Below are 19547 nucleotides of genomic sequence, written 5' to 3' on the forward strand. Positions count from 1 at the left end.
TCAGCCCCACGTGCTCGCGCATCGAACCTTGCGCCGACGCCTCCGGAGCACGATCAGGAGCAGCAGGGCGGCGGCCGCCCCGGCCGCCGCGCCCGGCTTCTCGCGGACGAACCTGCGAACTTCCGCGACCTTCACGGTCGCGAGGCGATAGAGCTCGTCGACCTGCTGCAGCGCCGCAGCGACCGCCTCCTCCTTTCTGGCCTGCACCCGCGCCGGCACGTCGAAGCGCGAAGCGAGCTCCTCGACGGTGTCGCCCAGCTCGGCGCGCAGTTCCTCGATGTGCACCACACGCTCGTCGCGGAGCTCCTCGACCTCTTCCCGGAGCTCCTCGGGCGACATCGTGCGACCGTCCACGACAGGACGGTCCGGCGCCACAGGCACCGCATCGTCCTCGCTGTCACCGCTGCCCGCACTTCTCGCACCCGTGCTCATCTGGCGCCCCTCTCGTGACTACGCCGTCCCCGCCTGCCTCCATGAAATGACCGTTTACCCCATCCCGCCAGCCCCGGCGGCCGTATACGGCAGGTTCTCGGATCCACAACGTGCAAGCCTCCGAGGGACGAAGCAGGCAAAAGCGATCATTTTTCGAACGTTGTCCGGCGACCGTCGTAACCCGCGCTGTCAATCGGCCCTGATCCGTCAATACGACGTTTGTTTCGTCGCCACCCAGGTAACGCTCTGATTCCATCTCGAGCAGCGCGCAGAGCGAGGAGGGGCCGTGGCAGGCAGGCCGAGGACCGCAGACAAGGGCACCGGCGTGCCGCGGTCGCCGGGAAAGCCCACAGGCACTATCTCCGGTGGTGGCACCGGCGGTCTCACGGGGGAGGTGCGGCCGGATCATCCGGCCGAAGGCCGCTTCGAGGGCAAGCGGTCGGCCACGGTCGACCTGCCGTTCATGACCGCCCAGTTCCGGGTTCCGGATATTCACATGCCGGAGCTCCATATGCCGGAGATCCGTATGCCGGAGATCCGTATGCCGGAAGTGCGTCCGCCGACCCGCGAGGATCTCGACTCGGCCGGACGAAAGGCGCTGTCCGTTCTGCCGCCGCCGAAGACGTTGTTGTTCTTCGGGGGCTTGGCGGCCACCGCGGTCATCGGAGCGATCGAATGGCCGGTAGCGGCGGCCATCGGTATCGGAAGCGCTCTGGCCGGCCGGGGGGCGGCGAAACCCGAGCCGCGGGGAGACGGTCCACAGGTAGGTGGAATGCGCGGGGCGAGGGCGCGGAACTGACCTGATCCATGGAGCGACGAGCCGCGGCAGAGGCCGTGGCTCGTCCGTTGTGTGCGAGGGCAGATGTTGCAGAGTGTGTTCAACCTTGCGGGTAGCGCTGTGGGCACCGTCCTCGGCGCGGCGAACGGGGTGGCCGAACTGGCCTACGCCGCCACCTGCGACGCCACGACGGTGGCGCCGGGCCGGGTGCACGTTCCCCTGCGTGGGGTGCACACCAGCGACGCCGCCATCGCCGCGGCCGTCGAGGAGCAGCTCGCCGAGCATCCCGCGGTCCGCCGCGCGGAGGTGAACGCGGCGCTCGGCCACGTCATGGTCGAGTTCGATCCGGACTTGCTCCCGGTGTCCGACGCACTGGACATCGTGGCGGACGTCGAGCGGGAGAACGGACTCGCGTCGGAGCCGTACACGAGCCAGGAGCATCCGGGGAACGCTCGCCGGGCGCTGCAGGAGGCCGCCCTGTTGGGCATTCACGCCGCCGCGCTCGTCTACACGACGGTCGGCCGGGCGGTGCCCGCCGCACCGGTCGCGCTGCCGGCATCCGTCCTCGCGCTGATCGACGCCTCCCCCCGGCTGCGCGGTTACGTCGCGGGAGCCCTGGGTGAACCCACTGCCGACGCACTGCTCAGCACCGGAGCGGCGTTGTCCAACGGGCTCGGCAAGCGCCCGATCGGGCTCATCGTCGACGCATGCCAGCGTTTCGTCCTCTACCAGGAGAACCAGGCGCGCCGCCGGGTCTGGACAGCGTGGGAGGACGCGCTCGCCGATCAGGAGGGCGCCCATCGAGCCATGCCACGACCAGTGGGCCCGCGCCCTGCACCGATGCCGCCGGGGCCGGTCGAGAAAGTCGCCGACCAGACGCCGCTGGCCGCGCTCGGCGGCGCCGCCGCGCTGTTGGCCGCCACGCGGTCCGTGCCGCTGGCGACCACCGCGCTCGCTCTCGGCGCCCCCAAGGCCGCGCGGTCGGGCCGCGAAGGGTTCGCCGCTCAGCTCGGCCGCGACGCCGCTGCGAAAGGCACGCTCGTCCTCGACCGGAACGTGCTGCGCCGACTCGACCGCGTCGACACGGTCGTTCTGGACGAGGACGTCCTGCTGGCCGGCCACCAGGCCGTGGACGACGTGATTCCCCTCGCGGAGGAGCCCGGCTCCGAGCTGTCCGAGCTCGTCGAGCGGGCCCACGACCTGGTCGACCTGCGAAGGCCGCTGCGGGCACGTGCGAACGAGGGATGGTCGGTCGGGCCGACCGAGCCGGAGCCGACAGGGCGGCTGGGCGAGGTCGCCGCCGTGCTCGGGCGCCGGTCGTCCACGCTGCTGACCCTGCGGCGCGGCGGCGAGCCGGTCGCCCTCATCGGCGTCTCGCCGGCACTGGACCCCTTCGCCGAGTCCGTGGTGGCCTCGGCCACCCGGGCCGGCCTGGTGCTCGTCGGCGGCCCCCGCGAGCTCTCGCGACGCCTGGAGCTCGACGGCGCCGTTCCCGGCGGGGCCGCGCTGATGGACTCCGTGCGGGCGCTGCAGACGGACGGCCACGTCGTCGCCGTGGTCAGCAGGAACCACCGCACCGCGCTGGTCGCCGCAGACGTCGGGATCGGCGTGGTCGGACCCCGGAAGCCCCCGCCGTGGACCGCGGACGTGCTCACCAGAACGGCCACAGAGGTGTGCCTGCTGCTGGACGCGATCGGGGTGGCTCAGCAGGTCAGCCGCCGGTCCGCCCAGCTCGCCGTCGGGGGGTCGGGGCTGGGAGGACTCCTCGCCGTGCTCGGGCCTCCGACCGGCGCCGCGGGACGGGCCGCCATCCCCGTGCACACCGCCGCACTGGTCGCGCTCGGCCTCGGCACCTGGTCGGGGATCTCGTTGGCCAGGCGACCGGGGCCGATACCGGCCGACCGCACGCCGTGGCATGCGATGTCGGCTCACGCCGTGCTGCAGTCGTTGCACAGCGCCCGCACCGGGCTCACCGAGCACGAGTCGCAGCTGCGTCAGCGCGACCGGCCATCCATCGATGACCAGCACGAGGTCGGGCTCACCAGGGCATCGCTGGAGGAGCTCGCCAACCCGCTCACTCCGGCGCTCGCAGCAGGCGCCGGTGTCTCGGCGGCGACCGGCTCGATCCTCGACCCGTTGCTGATCACCACGGTGCTCGCGGTGAACGCCCTGATCGGCGGCGTGCAGCGGGTCGGAGCGCAGCGGGCTCTCCGCACGCTCCGGAAGAGCAGCGCGGCACGCGTCCACGTCCGGCGAGGGGAGTCGGATGTGGAGCTGCGGGCCGACCAGCTGGTCGAGGGCGACGTGATCCGGCTACAGACCGGTGACGCGGTACCGGCGGACTCCCGCGTGCTGACCGGCCATGACCTGGAGATCGACGAGTCGTCCCTGACGGGCGAGTCGGTGCCGGTGGCGAAGTCGAACCGCGCGACGAGCGCCCGAGCCATCGCCGACCGGAGTTCCATGCTCTACGAGGGCACGGTGGTCGCGGTCGGCCGCACCGACGCGGTGGTCGTCGCGACCGGGGACCACACCGAGGCCGGCCGAGCCCTGCGCCAGACCGGCGAGCAGGCGCCGCCGACCGGGGTCGAGACCAGGTTGCGCAAGCTCACCGCACGCGCCCTTCCCATTTCGATCGGTGCCGGTGTCGTCCTGGTGGTGTCCGACCTCCTGCGCCGACGGCCTGCGGGGATCGCGCTCACCCGCGCCGTCAGCCTCGCGGTGGCCGCCGTGCCCGAAGGGCTGCCCTTCGTCGCGACGGTGGCCGAGCTCGCGGCCGCGCGGCGGTTGTCCGCCCGCGGAGCCCTGGTCCGCAACCCGTCGACGATCGAGGCTCTCGGGCGGGTGAACGTGCTCTGCTTCGACAAGACCGGCACGCTCACCGAGGGCCGGATCAGCCTGCGGCAGGTGTCCGACGGAACCGACACCGTGAGCGTCGACGAACCGCTGCGCCCCGACCTGCAGGACGTCATCGCCACCGCCGTGCGAGCCAGCCCGTTCCGGGCCGACCCCCACCAGGTCACCCACCAGACCGACCGGGCTGTGCTGCGCGGCGCCCACACGCTCGGGGTGAGCGCGGAGAACGGTCACGCCGTCGTCGAGCAGCTCGACGAGCTGCCCTTCGAGTCCCGCCGGGCCTACCACGCCACCCTGTGGCGCGGCCGTACCGGCACGCGGATCAGCCTCAAGGGCGCTCCCGAGGTCGTCCTCCCGCTCTGCAGCGCCCGCAGACGCAACGGCGAGACCCAGCCGCTCGACGAGCAGGCCTGCGCCGTGATCGACGAGGAGGTACACCGGCTGGCCCTGCAAGGACACCGCGTGCTCGCCGTGGCCCAGCGGCGCATCACGAACCGGACCGAGCTGACCGAGGACGACGTCACGGAGCTGGAGTTCCGCGGGCTCGTCGCGTTGGTCGACCCCGTCCGGCCGACCGCCGCCCAGGCCGTCGCGACCTTGCGCGCCGCCGGTGTCGAGATCGCCATGATCACCGGGGACCACCCGAGCACGGCGCAGTCGATCGCGAGCGAGCTCGACGCACTGAACGGGCGCACGGTGATGACGGGCACCGAGCTCGAGGAGCTCACGGACTCCCAGCTCGTCGAGGCGCTACCGCGCGCGGCCGTCTTCGCGCGCGTGAGCCCCGCGCAGAAGGCCCGCATCGTCCGGCTGTACCAGCAACGCGGTCTCGCGGTGGCCGTCACCGGTGACGGCACCAACGACGCGCCCGCCATCCGCCTCGCCGACGTGGGCATCGCGCTGGGCGCCAGGGCCACCGCGGCCGCGCGGGAGGCGGCTGACGTCGTGGTCACCGACGACCGGATCGAGACGATCACCGACGCGATCGTCGAGGGCCGCGGCATGTGGACCTCGGTGCGCGACGCGCTGTCCATCCTGCTCGGCGGGAACCTCGGCGAGATCGCCTACACGCTCGCCACGGGCATCGCAGGCAGTAACGGCGGCCTCAACGCACGGCAGCTGCTGTTGATCAACCTCCTCACCGACGTGCTGCCCGCCATGGCCGTCGCCGTCCGGCCACCCGCCGACGCCACGCCCGAGCAGCTGCTCGCCGAAGGCCCCGAACAGTCACTGGGCGGCGCGCTCACCCGCGACATCGAGGTCAGGGCCGCGATCACGGCGACCTCCGCAGGCATCGCGTGGCTGCTGGCCCGGCCCGTGAGCACCGCCGGGCAGGCGAGCACGACAGGGCTCGTCGCGCTCGTCGGCGCCCAGCTCGGGCAGACCCTCGCCGTGCGCGGGCGTACCCCGTTGGTGGCCGCCGCGGTCGCCGGCTCGATGGTGCTGCTGGCGGTCGCGGTGCAGGTACCCGGCCTGAGCCGGGTGGTCGGTTCCCAGCCGCTCCTTCCCCACCAGTGGGCCATCGCCCTCAGCGCCTCCGTGGGGGCCACCGGCGCCCAGCTCGTGGCGCAACGGCTACTGACAGGCGCCTGAACGCGCTCGTCATCTTCTCGCCACCGGACATCCAGTCCACCGGCGCGCAATGCTCACCACCGCCACCGATCCTGGAGCAATTCCTCGGAAGGCGGATGCGATGACTGAGATGCTCACCGCGGTGCTGGTCGCTGTTGCGGCTTCCCTGCTCGAGCGGCTCGCGGTGCGGGTCGCCCGGTCCCTCTGGGGAGCGCTGCGGCCTGCCACCGTCTGATCCACAAGCGGCGCACTGACCTCTACCTGCCGATTCCCGAAACCGGAGGCGGATCGGCGCGTACGTCGTAGGCCGGTGGCACTCCGCCGGTACGGGTACTGATCGCCACGGCGGCGTCACGAACGGCGCGGCCGATCCTGTCCATCTCTTCGTCCGACTTCCGGTCGGGCATCGCGAGCACCGTCACGATCATGCGAACGCGGCCGTCGGCGTCGAACGCGGCAGCCGCGGCGACGCCGTGCGGCTGGTCGGCGGCCCCGGCACTGCGCCCGAACCCGTCCGCGCGTACCCGCGTGACCACGTCACCCTGATCGCGCAGCTCGTCCGGCGGAAGGCGATGTCTCGACGCCTCCCCCTGCAGACCCCACGCGGCGACGACCTGCCGCACAGCCGTGGCGGGCTCCGGCAGCCGGTCACCGATCCCGATGCTGACCCTGACCCCCTGCGTGCACTCACCCGTGGCGACGACGACGAACTCCCCGGAGCCGTCGGGGACCACGGCAACCGTGACGGCGCGCAGTCGCATGCTCAGCTCGTCGAGCTCCTCACGCACGACCCCGGCCGTGTGTTCGCCGGTGCGGGCGAGAGTGAGCAGGCGCGGCCCGAGCGTCCAGCCCGCCCGCTCGGGCGAGACGCCCCATCCCTGGGCACGCAATGTGGCCAGAATTCCGTAGCAGGTGCTGCGATTGAGGGCCAGGTCGGCGATGAGCGTGGCCGGGGATACCGGACGTGGATACTCCACGGCGAGACGCTCCAGGATCCGGATGGCTTTCTCGACCGCGGGCACGTCCGACGACACCTGTTCTCCCCTTGCGTTGCGCATGTACCGGCGGGAACTTCACTAGTATCACTGTAACTAGCGGCCATCCGGGCGCATTCGCGGAGCCGGCGCTCCACTTACACACGGGCTCACGCCGCCTGTCGGCCCGCGACAGCAGAGCGGCACCACCTCTGGCAGCGGCGCCACCACGCCGCCCCAGGCCCGTCACCACTCCCGCAGATGCGGTCAAGATCGTGAGTGGTCTCCGTTTCTGCGGACACAGCCGGGGCGGCGCCCCGCCCCTCCTTGCTCGCCGCGTGGCCTCCGCAGCCGGGAAGGCTCCGGCCTCGAACGATCGACGCGATGAATGAGGTCATAGCGAGAATCGTCCTCGACACTGTTGCCGGGCACCCCTGCTATCCAGCACTGTTATTACACAAAGGGAAATCCCGACAATCAAGGAGATGACGATGGCGAAGGTGCTGTGCGTCCTGTACGACGACCCGATTGACGGATATCCGTCCACTTACGCCCGCGACACCCTTCCCGTGCTGGAGCGCTACCCGGACGGACAGACGCTTCCCACTCCGGCAGGCATCGACTTCACGCCGGGCCAGCTGCTGGGCAGCGTGTCGGGCGAGCTCGGGCTGAGGAAGTACCTCGAAGGCCTGGGCCACGAGCTGGTCGTCACCTCCGACAAAGAAGGGGCCGACTCGGAGTTCGACCGCCACCTCGCCGACGCCGAGGTCGTGATCTCCCAGCCGTTCTGGCCCGCGTACCTCACGGCGGAGCGGATCGCGAAGGCCCCCAACCTCAAGCTCGCCCTCACCGCGGGCATCGGCTCGGACCACGTCGACCTCGACGCAGCGATCAAGCACGGTGTGACCGTTGCCGAGGTGACCTTCTGCAACAGCATCAGCGTCGCCGAGCACGTCGTGATGATGATCCTCTCGCTCGTGCGCAACTACCTCCCGTCGCACGAGTGGGTCCGCAAGGGCGGCTGGAACATCGCCGACTGCGTGGCCCGCTCCTACGACCTCGAGGGCATGGACGTCGGCACGGTCGCCGCCGGGCGGATCGGGCTCGCCGTGCTGCGCCGCCTCGCCCCGTTCGACGTCCGCCTGCATTACACCGACCGGCACCGCCTCCCGGCCGAGGTCGAGGAGGAACTCGGCCTGACCTACCACGCCACCACGCAGGAGATGGCTCCGCACTGCGACGTGGTCACCATCAACGCGCCGCTGCACCCCGAGACGCAGGGCATGTTCGGCGATGATCTGCTCTCGCAGATGCGCCGCGGGGCCTACCTGGTCAACACCGCCCGCGCGCTGATCGTCGACCGGGACGCGGTCGTGCGCGCCCTGGAGAGCGGCCAGCTCGCCGGGTACGCCGGTGACGTCTGGTACCCGCAGCCCGCCCCGTCCGACCACCCCTGGCGGACCATGCCCCACCAGGGCATGACCCCCCACATCTCGGGCTCGTCGCTGTCGGCGCAGGCACGCTACGCAGCGGGCACTCGGGAGATCCTCGAGTCCTTCTTCGCCGGCACGCCGATCCGCGACGAGTACCTGATCGTCGACGCCGGAAAGCTCGCCGGCACCGGAGCGCACTCCTACAGCACGAACAGCTGATCCACCGGGCACGGGCCCGGGGTGCCGTACGGCATCCCGGGCCCGTCCGTCATTTCCGCCGTGCCACCTGCAGTCGCCCGCTCGGCGACTCAGCAGAGGCCGGCGCGCCTGCGCACCCACGTCTCCGGCTCGCCGCACTCGCGGGCGATCCGCTTCCACGAGAAGCCGTCGCCGCGACGGGCCGACAGATAGTCGTCCATGCTGTCGTAGCCGAAGCGGTGCGCGATGGCATCGGCCCGCCGTTGCGTGCGTGACCGCGAGGTCGCGTGCAGGTGCCGATCGATCCCGTGGCGGCGCATCGCGGACTCGACCGCGGGCCGCGACATCCCGACCTCGACGCCGATCGCCGCCACGGTCCAGTGCTTGCGCAGGTGGCGGTCCTCGAGGTACGCGGCGACGTCCGGGAACCCGAGTTCCTCCACCACCGGCAGCCACGACTGATCCCAGCGGGCCCGGCGCCTGCCACGGACCTCGTCGTCGACGGCCGCGGCGGCCTCCGGGTCGACCGCGGCGAGGTGCCGGCTGAGCCAGTCCTTGTGCAGGCCGGCCGCGCGGCTGATCGCCGCGAGGCTGGAGCCGTCCCGGATGCGCTCACGCACCAGCGTGCCGATGTCGGAGAAGCCAAGGCGCTCCGCCGCGGCCGTGGCCGTCTCCCGCAGCCGCTCGTCCGCGTACCGGCGGGTGGCGGCGGCCCGCTTCTCCAGGGAGATCGCCGCCAGCGTGGCCAGCGTCTTGCGACGGCGCTGCTCGGGCTGGGGCCTGCCACGCGCCGCGAGCGCTGCGGCCCTGCTCAGCCCACCGGACTTCGCCCAGCGCATCCCGACATCGCACCCTTCACGGATCGCGGGGTCGGTCGACCTGCGGACGGTCAGCGCAGCCGCCCGGCGCTCCCGGGTGGAGGTGCCCTCCAGGGGCTGCCCACGTTCGAGACCGAACGCCGCCCGGTAGTCCTCCTGGTTCCAGCCGTGAGAGCGCAGGTGCGCCAGAACCGACCGGAACCACTCCCCGCAGAGGTGGCACATCACCACCGGCCCGTCCCCGATCACCACGCCGATCGGGGCGTAGTGAACCGTTCCGTCCGCTAGCACCCCGGCGACCTCGTGCACAGATCGACCGCGCGCCCACGCCGACGGCACGTATTCCGGCGGATGCGGCGGCGCCGTCCACACTGTCTCCGCTGATGACATCAGGCCTCCCGAGGCGGGGAACGATGGCCACTAGTATCACTGAGACTAGCCTCTGCGAACCTCCCGGGCGAGGTTGTCTAGTGTCGCGGAAACGGGGTTCCTTGCCCGGATCCGGTGTCCAGGCGCAGTGTCCCTGCGGGACACCCGCACCCGGGCAATCGCAAGGCGGAGGAGGCGCCGATACCGCTGTTGTATCGGCGCCGACGACAACGCCGCGAGGCGCCGCCTGGGCGCCGGAGACGGGTAAGACGACCTCGTTTCCTCGGCACTAGGCTGAGGCGATGCATCTCGGTCTGGCCGAGTGGATCGTGCTCAGCGTGATCGACGAGCGACCGGTGCACGGATTCGCCGTGGCCGCGTTGACGGCCCGCGACGGCGAGCTCGGAAGGATCTGGCACCTTCCTCGTCCGGTCGTGTACCGCGCGCTCGGCAGGCTGCTCGAGGCCGAGATGGTGCGGCCCGATGCGGTGGAGTCCGAGGCCGGGCCGCAACGCACGGTGTATGCGAGCACCCCGCTCGGCCATCGCGAGGCCGAGAAGTGGCTCCAGACCCCCGTCGAGCACGTCCGTGAGATGCGCTCGCACTTCCTGGTCAAGCTCGCGCTGCTGGACCGCCGCGGCGGCGACCCCGCCCCCGTGCTCGCCCAGCAGCGCGAGACATTGACGACCATCGCGCGAGCGCTGGACGCGGAGGCCGCCCGGCACACCGGTTTCGACGCCGTGCTGTTCAGCTGGCGCCGGGCGACCACCGCATCGGCCCTCGACTTCGTGGAGGACCTGTCCCGCGCATCGACCATCCGCTGACGGATCAGCTCAGGTCGGTGATCACCGTCTTGGTCTCCATGTAGTTGTTGAAGACGGCCTGGCCCATCTCCCGGCCCCACCCGGATTCCTTGTAGCCGCCGAACGGGAGGGTCGCGTCGAACACGTTCCAGGTGTTGACCCACACCGTGCCCGCCCTCAGCCGCCGAGCGGTGCGGTAGGCCTTGCCGATGTCGCGGGTGAACACCCCGGCACCCAGCCCGAAGTTCGTGTTGTTGGCGGTGGGCAGGATGTCGCGGTCCGCGTTGAACGGCGCGGCGGCCACGACCGGACCGAAGATCTCCTCCTGAACGGCCTTCATCTCCTCGCGAGTGCCGGTGAGGATCGTCGGGGCCACGAAGTACCCCTTGTCGCCCACCCGCTCGCCGCCGATGATGTTCGCGCCCTCGTCGCGGCCCGAGCTGATGTAGCCGGTCACCCGGTCGAACTGCTCGGACGACACCAGCGGGCCCATCATGGTCGACTCGTCGAGCCCGTTGCCGACCTTGATGTTGCGGGCCTGCTCGGCAACGCCTTCCACGACCTGGTCGTACACCGACTCCTCGACGTAGAGCCGGGAGCCCGCGACACAGCACTCGCCCTGGTTGAAGAAGATCGCGTTGGCCGATCCGGCGATGGCCTTCTCGATGTCCGCGTCGGCGTAGACGACGTTGGGCGACTTGCCGCCCAACTCCAGGGTGACCTTCTTCAGGTTGCCCGCAGCCGCCTGCACGATCTGCTTGCCCACCTCGGTGGACCCGGTGAACGCCACCTTGTCCACGTCGGGGTGAGCGGCCAGCGCCGCGCCGGCGTCACCGAAGCCGGTGACGATGTTGAGCACGCCCGGCGGCAGCCCCGCCTGCATCGCCAGCTCACCGAGCAGCAACGCCGACAGCGGCGTCTGCTCGGCAGGCTTGAGGACGATCGTGCACCCCGCCGCGAGCGCGGGGGCCACCTTCCACGCGGCCATCAGCAGCGGGAAGTTCCACGGAATGATCTGCGCCGCCACCCCGACCGGCTCCCGCAGGGTGAACCCGAGGTAGGCGTCCGGGTCGTGCGCCGAGATCGGCAGCGTGCTGCCCTCGATCTTGGTGGTCCAGCCCGACATGTAGTGGAACATGTCGGCCGCCAACGGCACGTCCGCCGCCTTGGCCACCGCAAAGGGCTTTCCGTTGTCCAACGACTCGAGGAGTGCGAACTCCTCGAGGTGATCCAGGATCAGGTCACCGAGCTTGTGGATGATCCGGCCGCGCTGCCCGTGGGGCATCTTGCGCCACGCCGAACCGTCCTCGAACGCGGCACGCGCCGCACGTACGGCCCGGTCTGCGTCTTCCGCCTGACCGTGCGCGACCGAGGCGAGTACCTCCTCGGTGGCCGGGTTGACGCTGTCGAACGTCGAGCCCGACGCCGCGTCGACCCATTCGCCATTGATCAGCATCTTGCGGCTGAGCGATCCCACGACCTCCTGGATGCGGGGTGCCTCGAACGCCAGGGTCATCATCGTCCTCCTCGCTGGAATCAGACTGGTTCGCCGCCACGACCCAGAACGCCATGGAACCACCGCATCTGCGGAACGTCGATAGAAATGGGCCCGCAAAAGCGGATTCTCTACAGTTGTCCCCGCCCATCCGGCCAGGTACGAGGGCGAACGATCACGGGGCGGGCGCCGGCTCCCGCCGGACCCGCGGGGCGGGCATTGACCACGTGCTGAAGGCGGGCTCGCGACCGCCCTCGCGGTCGCCGAGATGACGAGCGCCGAACGGCATCACACGAGGGGTGACTGACCGAACACGACCGGGTGAACAGGGCGTCGCGTTACGCCTACTGCTCGTCGCTCTCCGTCGTTCGGCCGCCGCGTAGCCACCCGAACGGGTCAGTTCGAGCCATCCCGTTCGGTTGACTTACCCGGCCCCATCGTCGGGGCCAATCACCGAGTGCCTCCTGGAGCTCCCCGATGTACCGATCTCTCCCTGCACCCGCGCGCGACTGGGTGCTGCTGATCACTCGCGTCGTGATCGGTGTCGTGATGTTCGCCCACGGCTACCAGAAGCTGGCGATCGACGGGATCGGCCAGACCTCCCGGGGCTTCGAGACCATGAGCATCCCGCTCGCCATCATCTCCGCGTCGTTCGTGACGGTCGTCGAGTTCGCCGGCAGCATGCTGATGATCGCCGGCGTGGCAACGCTCCTGGTCTCCGGACTGGAGCTCATCACGATGGCGGGCGCCGCGGTCTTCGTTCACATCCCCAACGGCATCTTCGTCGCCGACGGAGGGTGGGAGCTCGTCGGCGTGCTCGGTGCCGGGCTCCTGGGTATCGCGGCCACCGGTCCGGGGCGGTACAGCGTGGCCCACCTGCTGCGCATGCGTGAGGAGACGCCAGCGGTCGGCGCACGCTGACGAAGGAGGGCCGGTCCACACACCGGGCGCGTCGGCGCCCGGCACCTCTTCCACCAGTCGAGAGCTCGATCGAACCCGGAGATCCCTATGACCCTGCCCCGCCCCTTCGATGACATCGCCGTCCTCGTCGCCCGCGTCCTCCTCGGCGTCGTGCTCGTCGCGCACGGCCTCCAGAAGCTGCTCACGGACGGCATCGGCGCCACCGGCGCGGCGTTCGGGTCGATGGGCGTCCCCTTGCCCTCCGTCTCCGCGTTCTACGCGATGGTCGCCGAGCTCGGCGGCGGCCTGCTGCTGCTCGTCGGGCTCGTCACCACGGTGGCGGCGGGCCTCGTCGCGCTGGACATGCTGGGTGCACTGATCCTCGTCCACGTCCGCAACGGCGTGTTCGTCGATCAGGGCGGCTGGGAGCTCGTCGGGCTGATCGCGGTGGTCGCGCTGCTGGTGGCGGCTGTCGGCGGCGGGCGGTACAGCCTCGACGGCCTGCTGGCAGCGCGACGCGACCCGACCACGGCTGCCTCGTCCGACTGAGGCGAAGGCGCCCGCGCTACAGCGATTGGTAGGCGCGGCTACGCAGCTGGCGGCGGGAGGTGATGTTGAGCTTCCCGAAGATCCTGCTCAAATGCCATTCCACCGTGCGCGGACTCAAGAACAACCGCGCCGCGATCTCCGGATTCGACAAACCCTCCCGTACCAACCGCACAATCTGTGCCTCTTGAGCCGTCAGCTCACTACTGGTCTCCACATTCCGCTTACGCGCTGTCTCGCCGGTCGCCCCCAACTCACGAGCCGCACGCCCGGCAAACGCCTCCATCCCCATCCCCGAGAACAGCTCGAAAGCCAGCCGCAACTGCTCACGCGCATCCAACCGTCGCCGCTCCCGGCGCAACCATTCCCCGAACACCAGATGCGCCCGCGCAAGCTCACCCTTGACGCGGGTCCGGCCCAGCCGCTCGATCGCCTCCCGATAGGCGTCCTCGGCCCCACCGGCCTCACTCATCAGCGCACGACACCGCGCCTCGATCCCCAACGCCCAGTCCGTTCCACTGGCCCGGGTCGTCTCGACGAGCTGCTCCAGAGCACCTGCAGCACCCTCGGGCCGCCCGCCCCGGGTGGCCGCCTCGACGAGCTCGACCAGCACCCCCCACGGTTCCACGCCCATCACCGGCGGGTACTCGCTCGCCCGCCGAGCCGCGACGTAGGCGTCCTCGTACCGCCCCAGGCTGTTGCAGAGCAACGCGTCCGCCGCACCCGTGATGATCAGCCCGAATCCCTCGCCCCGGCGGAGCACCTCCTCGGTGGTGGTCTCGATCAGCCGGAACGCATCGGCTTCCCGGCCGCGCCAGGCAGCGAGCAGGAGGGCGCCGTAGGGCGCGACGGGGATCCCGGTCGCCGCACTCACCGACTCCACCTCCTGGAGCAGCCCGGCAGCCTCGGCGAGCTCGCCCAGGTACACGAGCGAGCCGATACGTGAGGTCAGGGCGAGAGGGAGCGTGGTGAGCGCACCCGCATCGCGGGCGAGCTCCAGGTGGCGCGACGTCTCCAACGTCGCCTCGTCCCACAGGTTTCCCGCCGTGATGTGGGCGAGCCAGAGCCAATGCAGCTCGGACGGGCAGAGGTCCGGGCTGCGGAAGGCACACAGCGCCCGCCGCAGCATCGGCACTCCCGCGGCATAACCGTCGGTGAAGCGGATAGCGAGGCCGTCGAGGAGCAGATCGGGCGCGCGCGGGGGCCCGGCGGGCGCCGGCGCGGCACGGGCGGCCTCGGCCGCGTCCCGCACACCGTCGTTGGCCAGTGCGCCGGCGAACATCGTCGCCAGCAATGCGTCCAGGTAGGTCTCGCGGGCCAGCCGGACGTCGAGCGGCTCGAGCTGTTTGGCGGCGCTGAGCAGCAGCGGCGGGGCTTCCCGGCCCCGGTTCACGGTCAAGGCGATCCGGGCGCGCAGCAGGTCCATCTGAGCGTTCTGGAGCTTGTCCAGTGGGAGCGCCTCCACGAGGGCGAGCAATCGCCGGGTCGCATCGGGCATCCCTGCGTGGTGCGTCGCCTGGGCCGCGGCAAGGGTGCGGTCGGCCCGGCGCGCCGGCTCGGGAGTCAGTTCGGCCGCGCGTTCCAGGAAGGCAGCCGCAGCGGCAAGCCCGCCACGTGCCTGCGCCCGATCGGCCGATCGCTCGAGCTCCGCGGCCACGTCCTCGTCCGGAGCGAACGCGGCCTGCGCACGGTGCCAGGCCCGGCGATCGGGATCCGTCTCGGCATCGGTGGCGTCCGCCAGCGCCTGGTGTGCGTTGCGCCGCTCCTCCGGCGACGCCGCCCAGTAGATCGCCGATCGCACCAGCGGGTGCCGGAACCGCACCACCGTGCCGATCTCGACGAGCCCGGTGGCAACGCTCGGAGCCGCTGCCGCGCAGCCGATTCCCAGCCGCTCTGCTGCACGCCACACCAGGACCGGGTCGCCGACGGGCTCTGCGGCGGCCACCAGCAGCAGCTGCCGGGCCTCGGCATCGAGCGCGCCCATCTGACGCCGGAAGCTCTCCTCGATCTGCCGCGGGAGCGCCCCCGTACCCGACAACCCGAACCCCGCCACCAGCTGCGCGGACGTCAGCCCACGTGGCAGCTCCAGCAGCGCCAGCGGGTTGCCCCGCGTCTCGGCGACAATCCGGTCGAGGACACGGTCGTCCACGGGCCCGCGCACGACCTCGTCCAGCAGCGCTCGCGCCTCGACCGGGGCCAACCCCGTGACCTCGAGCTCCGGCAGATCCTCCAGCTCCACGACCTCGTCGGGAACCCGGGCCGCGAAGACCATCGCCACCGACTCGGCCCCCAGCCTGCGCGCAACGAAGGCCAGCGCCTGGGCCGAAGCGTGGTCGAGCCATTGGGCGTCGTCCACGACGCAGACGAGGGGGCGCTTACAGGCCGCCTCGGCGATCAGGCCGAGTGCAGCCAGCCCCACCAGGAAGCGATCCGGGGCAGGCCCGTCGCTCAGCCCGAAAGCTGTGGACAGCGCTCGACGCTGCGGCCCCGCCAGCCCCTCGGCCCGGGCCAGCATCGGCCCGCACAACTGGTGCAACCCGGCGAATGCGAGCTCCATCTCCGACTGGACACCGACTACCCGTGCCACCCCGAGCCCGTGCCGGGCCGCCCGCTCGACCATGTACTCGAGCAGGGCCGTCTTGCCCACACCCGGTTCACCACGCAGGACCAGCGCGCGACTCTCACCCGCCCGAACGGCCTCCAACAGCCGATCGAGCGTGTCGCGTTCGCTGTGCCGGTCACGTAACAACGGATCACACCGCCAGCGTGCGTCTTCGTCGGGCCACCTACCGAGTATCCGGATGCCGTCGCGCCGGCCGCCACATATCGACCCGGCGGCGCGGGGTCGCTGTGAGGTCATGGCCGACCCCCGGGTCGCGTACCAGCGCTTGCAGGGTATTCGGCGGTTCGCACGAGACACGAGTCACGTATCGCCGGAAACAGGCCCGTCAGGGGTGCCGGCGCTGCGCCGGTCGCCCGCCCCCGAGATTTTCACGGGTTCGATCGAGTCGCAACGCCGCCGATCGTGCCGGTGTCAGATGCCCAGCACAAAGGAGACGGCGTTGGTCACCCCCGAGTACTTCGACAAATACGACAACTTCACCTTCGGGCGAGACAGCGAGGGCGTGCTCCTGCTGCGCTTCCACACCAACGGGGGTCCGGTGGTGTTCACCGGCCGGACCCACCAGGACTTCCCGGCTGCACTCGACGAGATCTCCCTGGACAAGGACAACAAGGCGCTGGTCATCACCGGCACAGGCGACGCCTTCATGGATCAGATCGACGGGCCGAGCCTCGGGGAGATATTCAAGCCCGCCACATGGGAGAAGACGCGGAGCGAGGGCTCGAAGGTGCTCCAGCGACTGATCGAACTGCCGATGCCCGTGGTCGGCGTCGCCAACGGGCCCGCGATCGTCCATTCGGAGTACCTGCTCCTCGCCGACATCCATATCGCGTCGGAGCGGGCGACGTACGGCGATTCCCCACACCCCGCGTTCGGCATCACCGGTGGCGACGGGGTGCAGGTCGTCTGGGAGGAGATAGCGGGAACGGCCCGCGCAAAGTGGCTGCTCTGGACCGGCGAGCAGATCGACGCGCAGACGGCCCTGCAGTGGGGCGTCGTGAACGAGGTGGTCGCCCATGACCACGCCGTCGAGCGAGGCGTGCAGATCGCCCGCCACCTCGCCGCGAAACCGGCGCTCTACCGCGCCCTGCAGAAGCAGACGCTGAACGTCAACCTGCGTCGCCGGATCCTCGAGGACGTCCCCTTCGGTATGGCGCTCGAAGGTCTCACAGCGGCCGATCTGCCGTACCAGAACCAGACGTGACGCCCCCGGGCCCACGGGGCCGGCACCCGGGGCGACACGCCAGAGACTTCCACGGGTGCGATGAGCGTGGCCCGAATGTGACGCTGCGACAGACACACGGCCCCCGGATGAACGGGCGCGAGCCGTGACGAGGTCCCCAGATCACGCCGGTGGACACCGGCTCCGGGAGACGCACGCAGAAATAACGATTCGACACGAGAAACATCTGGAGGAGAAGTGAGCACGATGACCAACGGACGCACATCCGACGCCGACGCCGCCGACCACGCCTTCTGGCGTGACCACAGCACCATCGTGCTGTCACCGGTCGCCGCACCATCCATTCTCGGACTGTTCGGCTTCGCCGCAGCCACCTTCATGGTCGCCGCCAACCTGGCCGGCTGGTACGGCAGCAGCGACACCCCACTCGTCCTGTTCCCCTTCGCCCTCACCGCAGGCGGCATCGCCCAGTTCCTCGCCGGCATGTGGGCCTACCGCGCCCGCGACGCCATCGCCACCGCCATGCACGGCATCTGGGGATCCTTCTGGATCGCCTACGGCCTCTACACCCTGCTCATCGCACTCGGCGTCCTACCAGCGGCCACCGGCAGCGGCAGCGCTCCGGGGGCCCTCGGATTCTGGTTCGTCGTCCTCGCCGCCATCACCTGGATCGGCGCCATCGCCGCCACAGCCGACAACAGCGCGCTCACGGCCCAACTGGTCATGCTCGCCGCCGGCTCCACACTCCTGGCCATCGCCCTGCTCGCCGCCACACCCACCGTGCTGGTCATCGGCGCCTACCTGCTCATCATCAGCGCCCTGATCGCCTGGTACCTCGCCGCCGCGCTGATGCTCGAAGCCGCCTTCAACCGGCCCGTCCTGCCCACCGGAAAGCGCCACACCGCGCAGGCCACCGACGTCCTGACCAGCAACCCGATCCAGTACGCCGCGGGCGAGCCCGGCGTCAAGGTCGGGCAGTAGCTCCACCCCCATCAGACACAGATCGACTTTCGAAGAACTGGACACCATGGACACCACGGACAAGACCCTGTACGCCGATGTTCTCGTCATCGGGTTCGGCAAGGGCGGCAAGGTCACCGCCGCCACGGTCGGGGACCTCGGAAAGCGTGTGGTGCTCGTCGAGCAGTCGGATCAGATGTACGGGGGCACGTGCCCCAACGTCGGTTGCGTACCGACGAAAGCGCTCGTGCACCACTCGGGCAAGCGCCGGTCGGGCGACTCGGTGAAAGACTTCTACGAGCACTCCGTCGAGCACGTTCAGGCGCTGACCTCACTGTTCCGCAGCGGCAACTACGACGCATTGAACAACGCCGACACCGTGACAGTGGTCACCGGGCGAGCCACTTTCGTCGACCCACACACCGCGGCCGTCGGAGTGGGCGAAGACCGCCTCACCATCGTCGCCGAGAAAATCCTGATCAATACGGGCTCCGAACCGGTCATTCCGGATATCGCAGGGCTGCGGGGCAGCAAGTACGCCCTCACCAGCACCGATCTGATCCGCACGACGGACCTGCCTGAACGGCTCGCGATCCTGGGCGGTGGTTACCTCGGCATCGAGTTCGCGTCCATCTACGCCCGGTTCGGTTCCCACGTCACCGTGTTCGAGGCCGCGCCGAAGATTCTCGGCCGCGAGGACGACGACGTCGCTGCCGTCGCCGAGGACATCCTCGCGGGCGAGGGTATCGAGATCATCACCGGCGCGCGTGTGGTGGAGATTCGCGACGGTGAGAGCGATGCGACCGTCGTCTTCGAGAACGGGGGCCTGGAGCACACCCACGAGGTCGACGCGATCCTTGCCGCCACCGGTCGCGCGCCGGCGACCCGCGACCTCGGGCTGGACGCCGCCGGCGTCCGCACCACGTCACACGGGGCCGTCGAGGTCGACGAGTACCTGCGTACGAGCCAGCCACACATCTACGCCCTCGGGGACGTCAACGGCGGCCCGCAGTACACCTACATCTCTCTCGACGACAGTCGCATCGTCATCGACCAGCTCGTCGGCGAGGGCAGGCGCTCGACCGCGGACCGGGTGGCGATTCCCCGCACCTTGTTCATGACCCCGCCGTTCGCGTCCGTGGGGCTGACCGAGCGGGAGGCACGCGAAGCGGGATACCTGGTGAAGATCACGAGCCAGCCGGTCGCCGAGATCGTCGCGATGCCGCGCGCATACGCCGTCGAGGAAACCCGGGGAGTCATGAAGTTCGTGATCGACGGCTGGACGGACGAGATCCTGGGCGCCGCCCTGCTGAGCATCGACGCGCAGGAGCTCATCAACACGGTCGCGCTCGCCATGCGCTACGGGATCAAGGCGGCCCAACTCCGCGACGCGATCTACACCCACCCCAGTTCGACGGAAGCGTTCAACGACGTGCTCGCCACGGTCGTGCGCACGGACGAGCCGCACGGGTCACGGGTCTGATCATCGACGCATATCGGTCGATCCCGCCCGATACGGATCGAGCCACCGATCTGCCCAAGTGCCACGAACCGGTGAAGACATCCGGATGTCGGCAGCAAAGGCCTTACCGCATTGCCACCCACGT

Annotated in this window: 14 protein-coding genes; 9 read left to right on the forward strand and 5 right to left on the reverse strand. The window is 70.4% G+C overall.

The window, feature by feature from the left end; genetic code table 11:
- Window positions 1–354, reverse strand: a complete 354-nt coding sequence (locus ABD743_RS06975) for a DUF3618 domain-containing protein (RefSeq protein ID WP_344719982.1) — start codon at window positions 352–354, stop codon at window positions 1–3.
- A 364-nt stretch (window positions 355–718) separates the two neighbouring features.
- On the opposite strand from ABD743_RS06975, the gene ABD743_RS06980 reads away from it, so the two are divergent.
- Window positions 719–1231, forward strand: a complete 513-nt coding sequence (locus tag ABD743_RS06980; RefSeq protein WP_344719984.1) for a hypothetical protein — start codon at window positions 719–721, stop codon at window positions 1229–1231.
- A 63-nt stretch (window positions 1232–1294) separates the two neighbouring features.
- Entirely contained in the window at window positions 1295–5659 is a 4365-nt protein-coding gene (locus tag ABD743_RS06985; RefSeq protein WP_344719986.1) for an HAD-IC family P-type ATPase, read from the forward strand.
- 236 nt (window positions 5660–5895) lie between these two features.
- On the opposite strand, the gene ABD743_RS06990 is transcribed toward ABD743_RS06985, so the two are convergent.
- Window positions 5896–6672, reverse strand: coding sequence for an IclR family transcriptional regulator domain-containing protein (locus tag ABD743_RS06990; RefSeq protein WP_344719987.1), 777 nt, complete (start codon window positions 6670–6672; stop codon window positions 5896–5898).
- Window positions 6673–7103: 431 nt separating this feature from the next.
- Between ABD743_RS06990 and ABD743_RS06995 the strand changes: the two genes are divergently transcribed.
- Window positions 7104–8264, forward strand: coding sequence for an NAD-dependent formate dehydrogenase (locus ABD743_RS06995; RefSeq protein WP_344719989.1), 1161 nt, complete (start codon window positions 7104–7106; stop codon window positions 8262–8264).
- Between the two features lie 89 nt (window positions 8265–8353).
- Here ABD743_RS06995 and ABD743_RS07000 read toward each other — a convergent pair whose 3' ends face one another.
- A complete protein-coding gene (locus ABD743_RS07000; protein WP_344719990.1) occupies window positions 8354–9352 on the reverse strand; it encodes a MucR family transcriptional regulator in 999 nt (332 codons plus the stop codon).
- Window positions 9353–9732: 380 nt separating this feature from the next.
- Between ABD743_RS07000 and ABD743_RS07005 the strand changes: the two genes are divergently transcribed.
- Window positions 9733–10254: a PadR family transcriptional regulator gene (locus ABD743_RS07005; RefSeq protein WP_344719992.1), complete on the forward strand. Its 522-nt coding sequence runs from the start codon at window positions 9733–9735 to the stop codon at window positions 10252–10254.
- 4 nt (window positions 10255–10258) lie between these two features.
- Here the strand turns inward: ABD743_RS07005 and ABD743_RS07010 are convergent, their stop codons facing one another.
- Complete coding sequence (locus ABD743_RS07010; protein ID WP_344719994.1) at window positions 10259–11749, reverse strand: aldehyde dehydrogenase family protein; 1491 nt, start codon at window positions 11747–11749, stop codon at window positions 10259–10261.
- 456 nt (window positions 11750–12205) lie between these two features.
- Here ABD743_RS07010 and ABD743_RS07015 point away from each other — a divergent pair, with 456 nt between their 5' ends.
- Entirely contained in the window at window positions 12206–12649 is a 444-nt protein-coding gene (locus ABD743_RS07015) for a DoxX family protein (protein ID WP_344719995.1), read from the forward strand.
- Between the two features lie 87 nt (window positions 12650–12736).
- On the forward strand, window positions 12737–13177 hold the full coding sequence (locus tag ABD743_RS07020; RefSeq protein ID WP_344719997.1) for a DoxX family protein: 441 nt from the start codon (window positions 12737–12739) through the stop codon (window positions 13175–13177).
- Window positions 13178–13193: 16 nt separating this feature from the next.
- Here the strand turns inward: ABD743_RS07020 and ABD743_RS07025 are convergent, their stop codons facing one another.
- The gene (locus ABD743_RS07025) at window positions 13194–15923 is read right to left on the reverse strand and encodes an ATP-binding protein (RefSeq protein WP_344719999.1); all 2730 of its coding nucleotides are present in this window, start codon (window positions 15921–15923) and stop codon (window positions 13194–13196) included.
- A 289-nt stretch (window positions 15924–16212) separates the two neighbouring features.
- On the opposite strand from ABD743_RS07025, the gene ABD743_RS07030 reads away from it, so the two are divergent.
- The 3 genes from ABD743_RS07030 (at window position 16213) to ABD743_RS07040 (ending at window position 19423) form a co-directional block, all read left to right on the forward strand.
- Window positions 16213–17001, forward strand: a complete 789-nt coding sequence (locus tag ABD743_RS07030) for an enoyl-CoA hydratase/isomerase family protein (RefSeq protein WP_344720001.1) — start codon at window positions 16213–16215, stop codon at window positions 16999–17001.
- Window positions 17002–17226: 225 nt separating this feature from the next.
- Window positions 17227–17961: an acetate uptake transporter family protein gene (locus tag ABD743_RS07035; protein WP_344720003.1), complete on the forward strand. Its 735-nt coding sequence runs from the start codon at window positions 17227–17229 to the stop codon at window positions 17959–17961.
- 46 nt (window positions 17962–18007) lie between these two features.
- Window positions 18008–19423: an FAD-dependent oxidoreductase gene (locus ABD743_RS07040; protein WP_344720005.1), complete on the forward strand. Its 1416-nt coding sequence runs from the start codon at window positions 18008–18010 to the stop codon at window positions 19421–19423.
- Window positions 19424–19547 lie beyond the last annotated feature (124 nt).

The sequence above is a fragment of the Pseudonocardia yunnanensis genome (genome assembly GCF_039534065.1).
GTDB classification, from domain to species: domain Bacteria; phylum Actinomycetota; class Actinomycetes; order Mycobacteriales; family Pseudonocardiaceae; genus Pseudonocardia; species Pseudonocardia yunnanensis.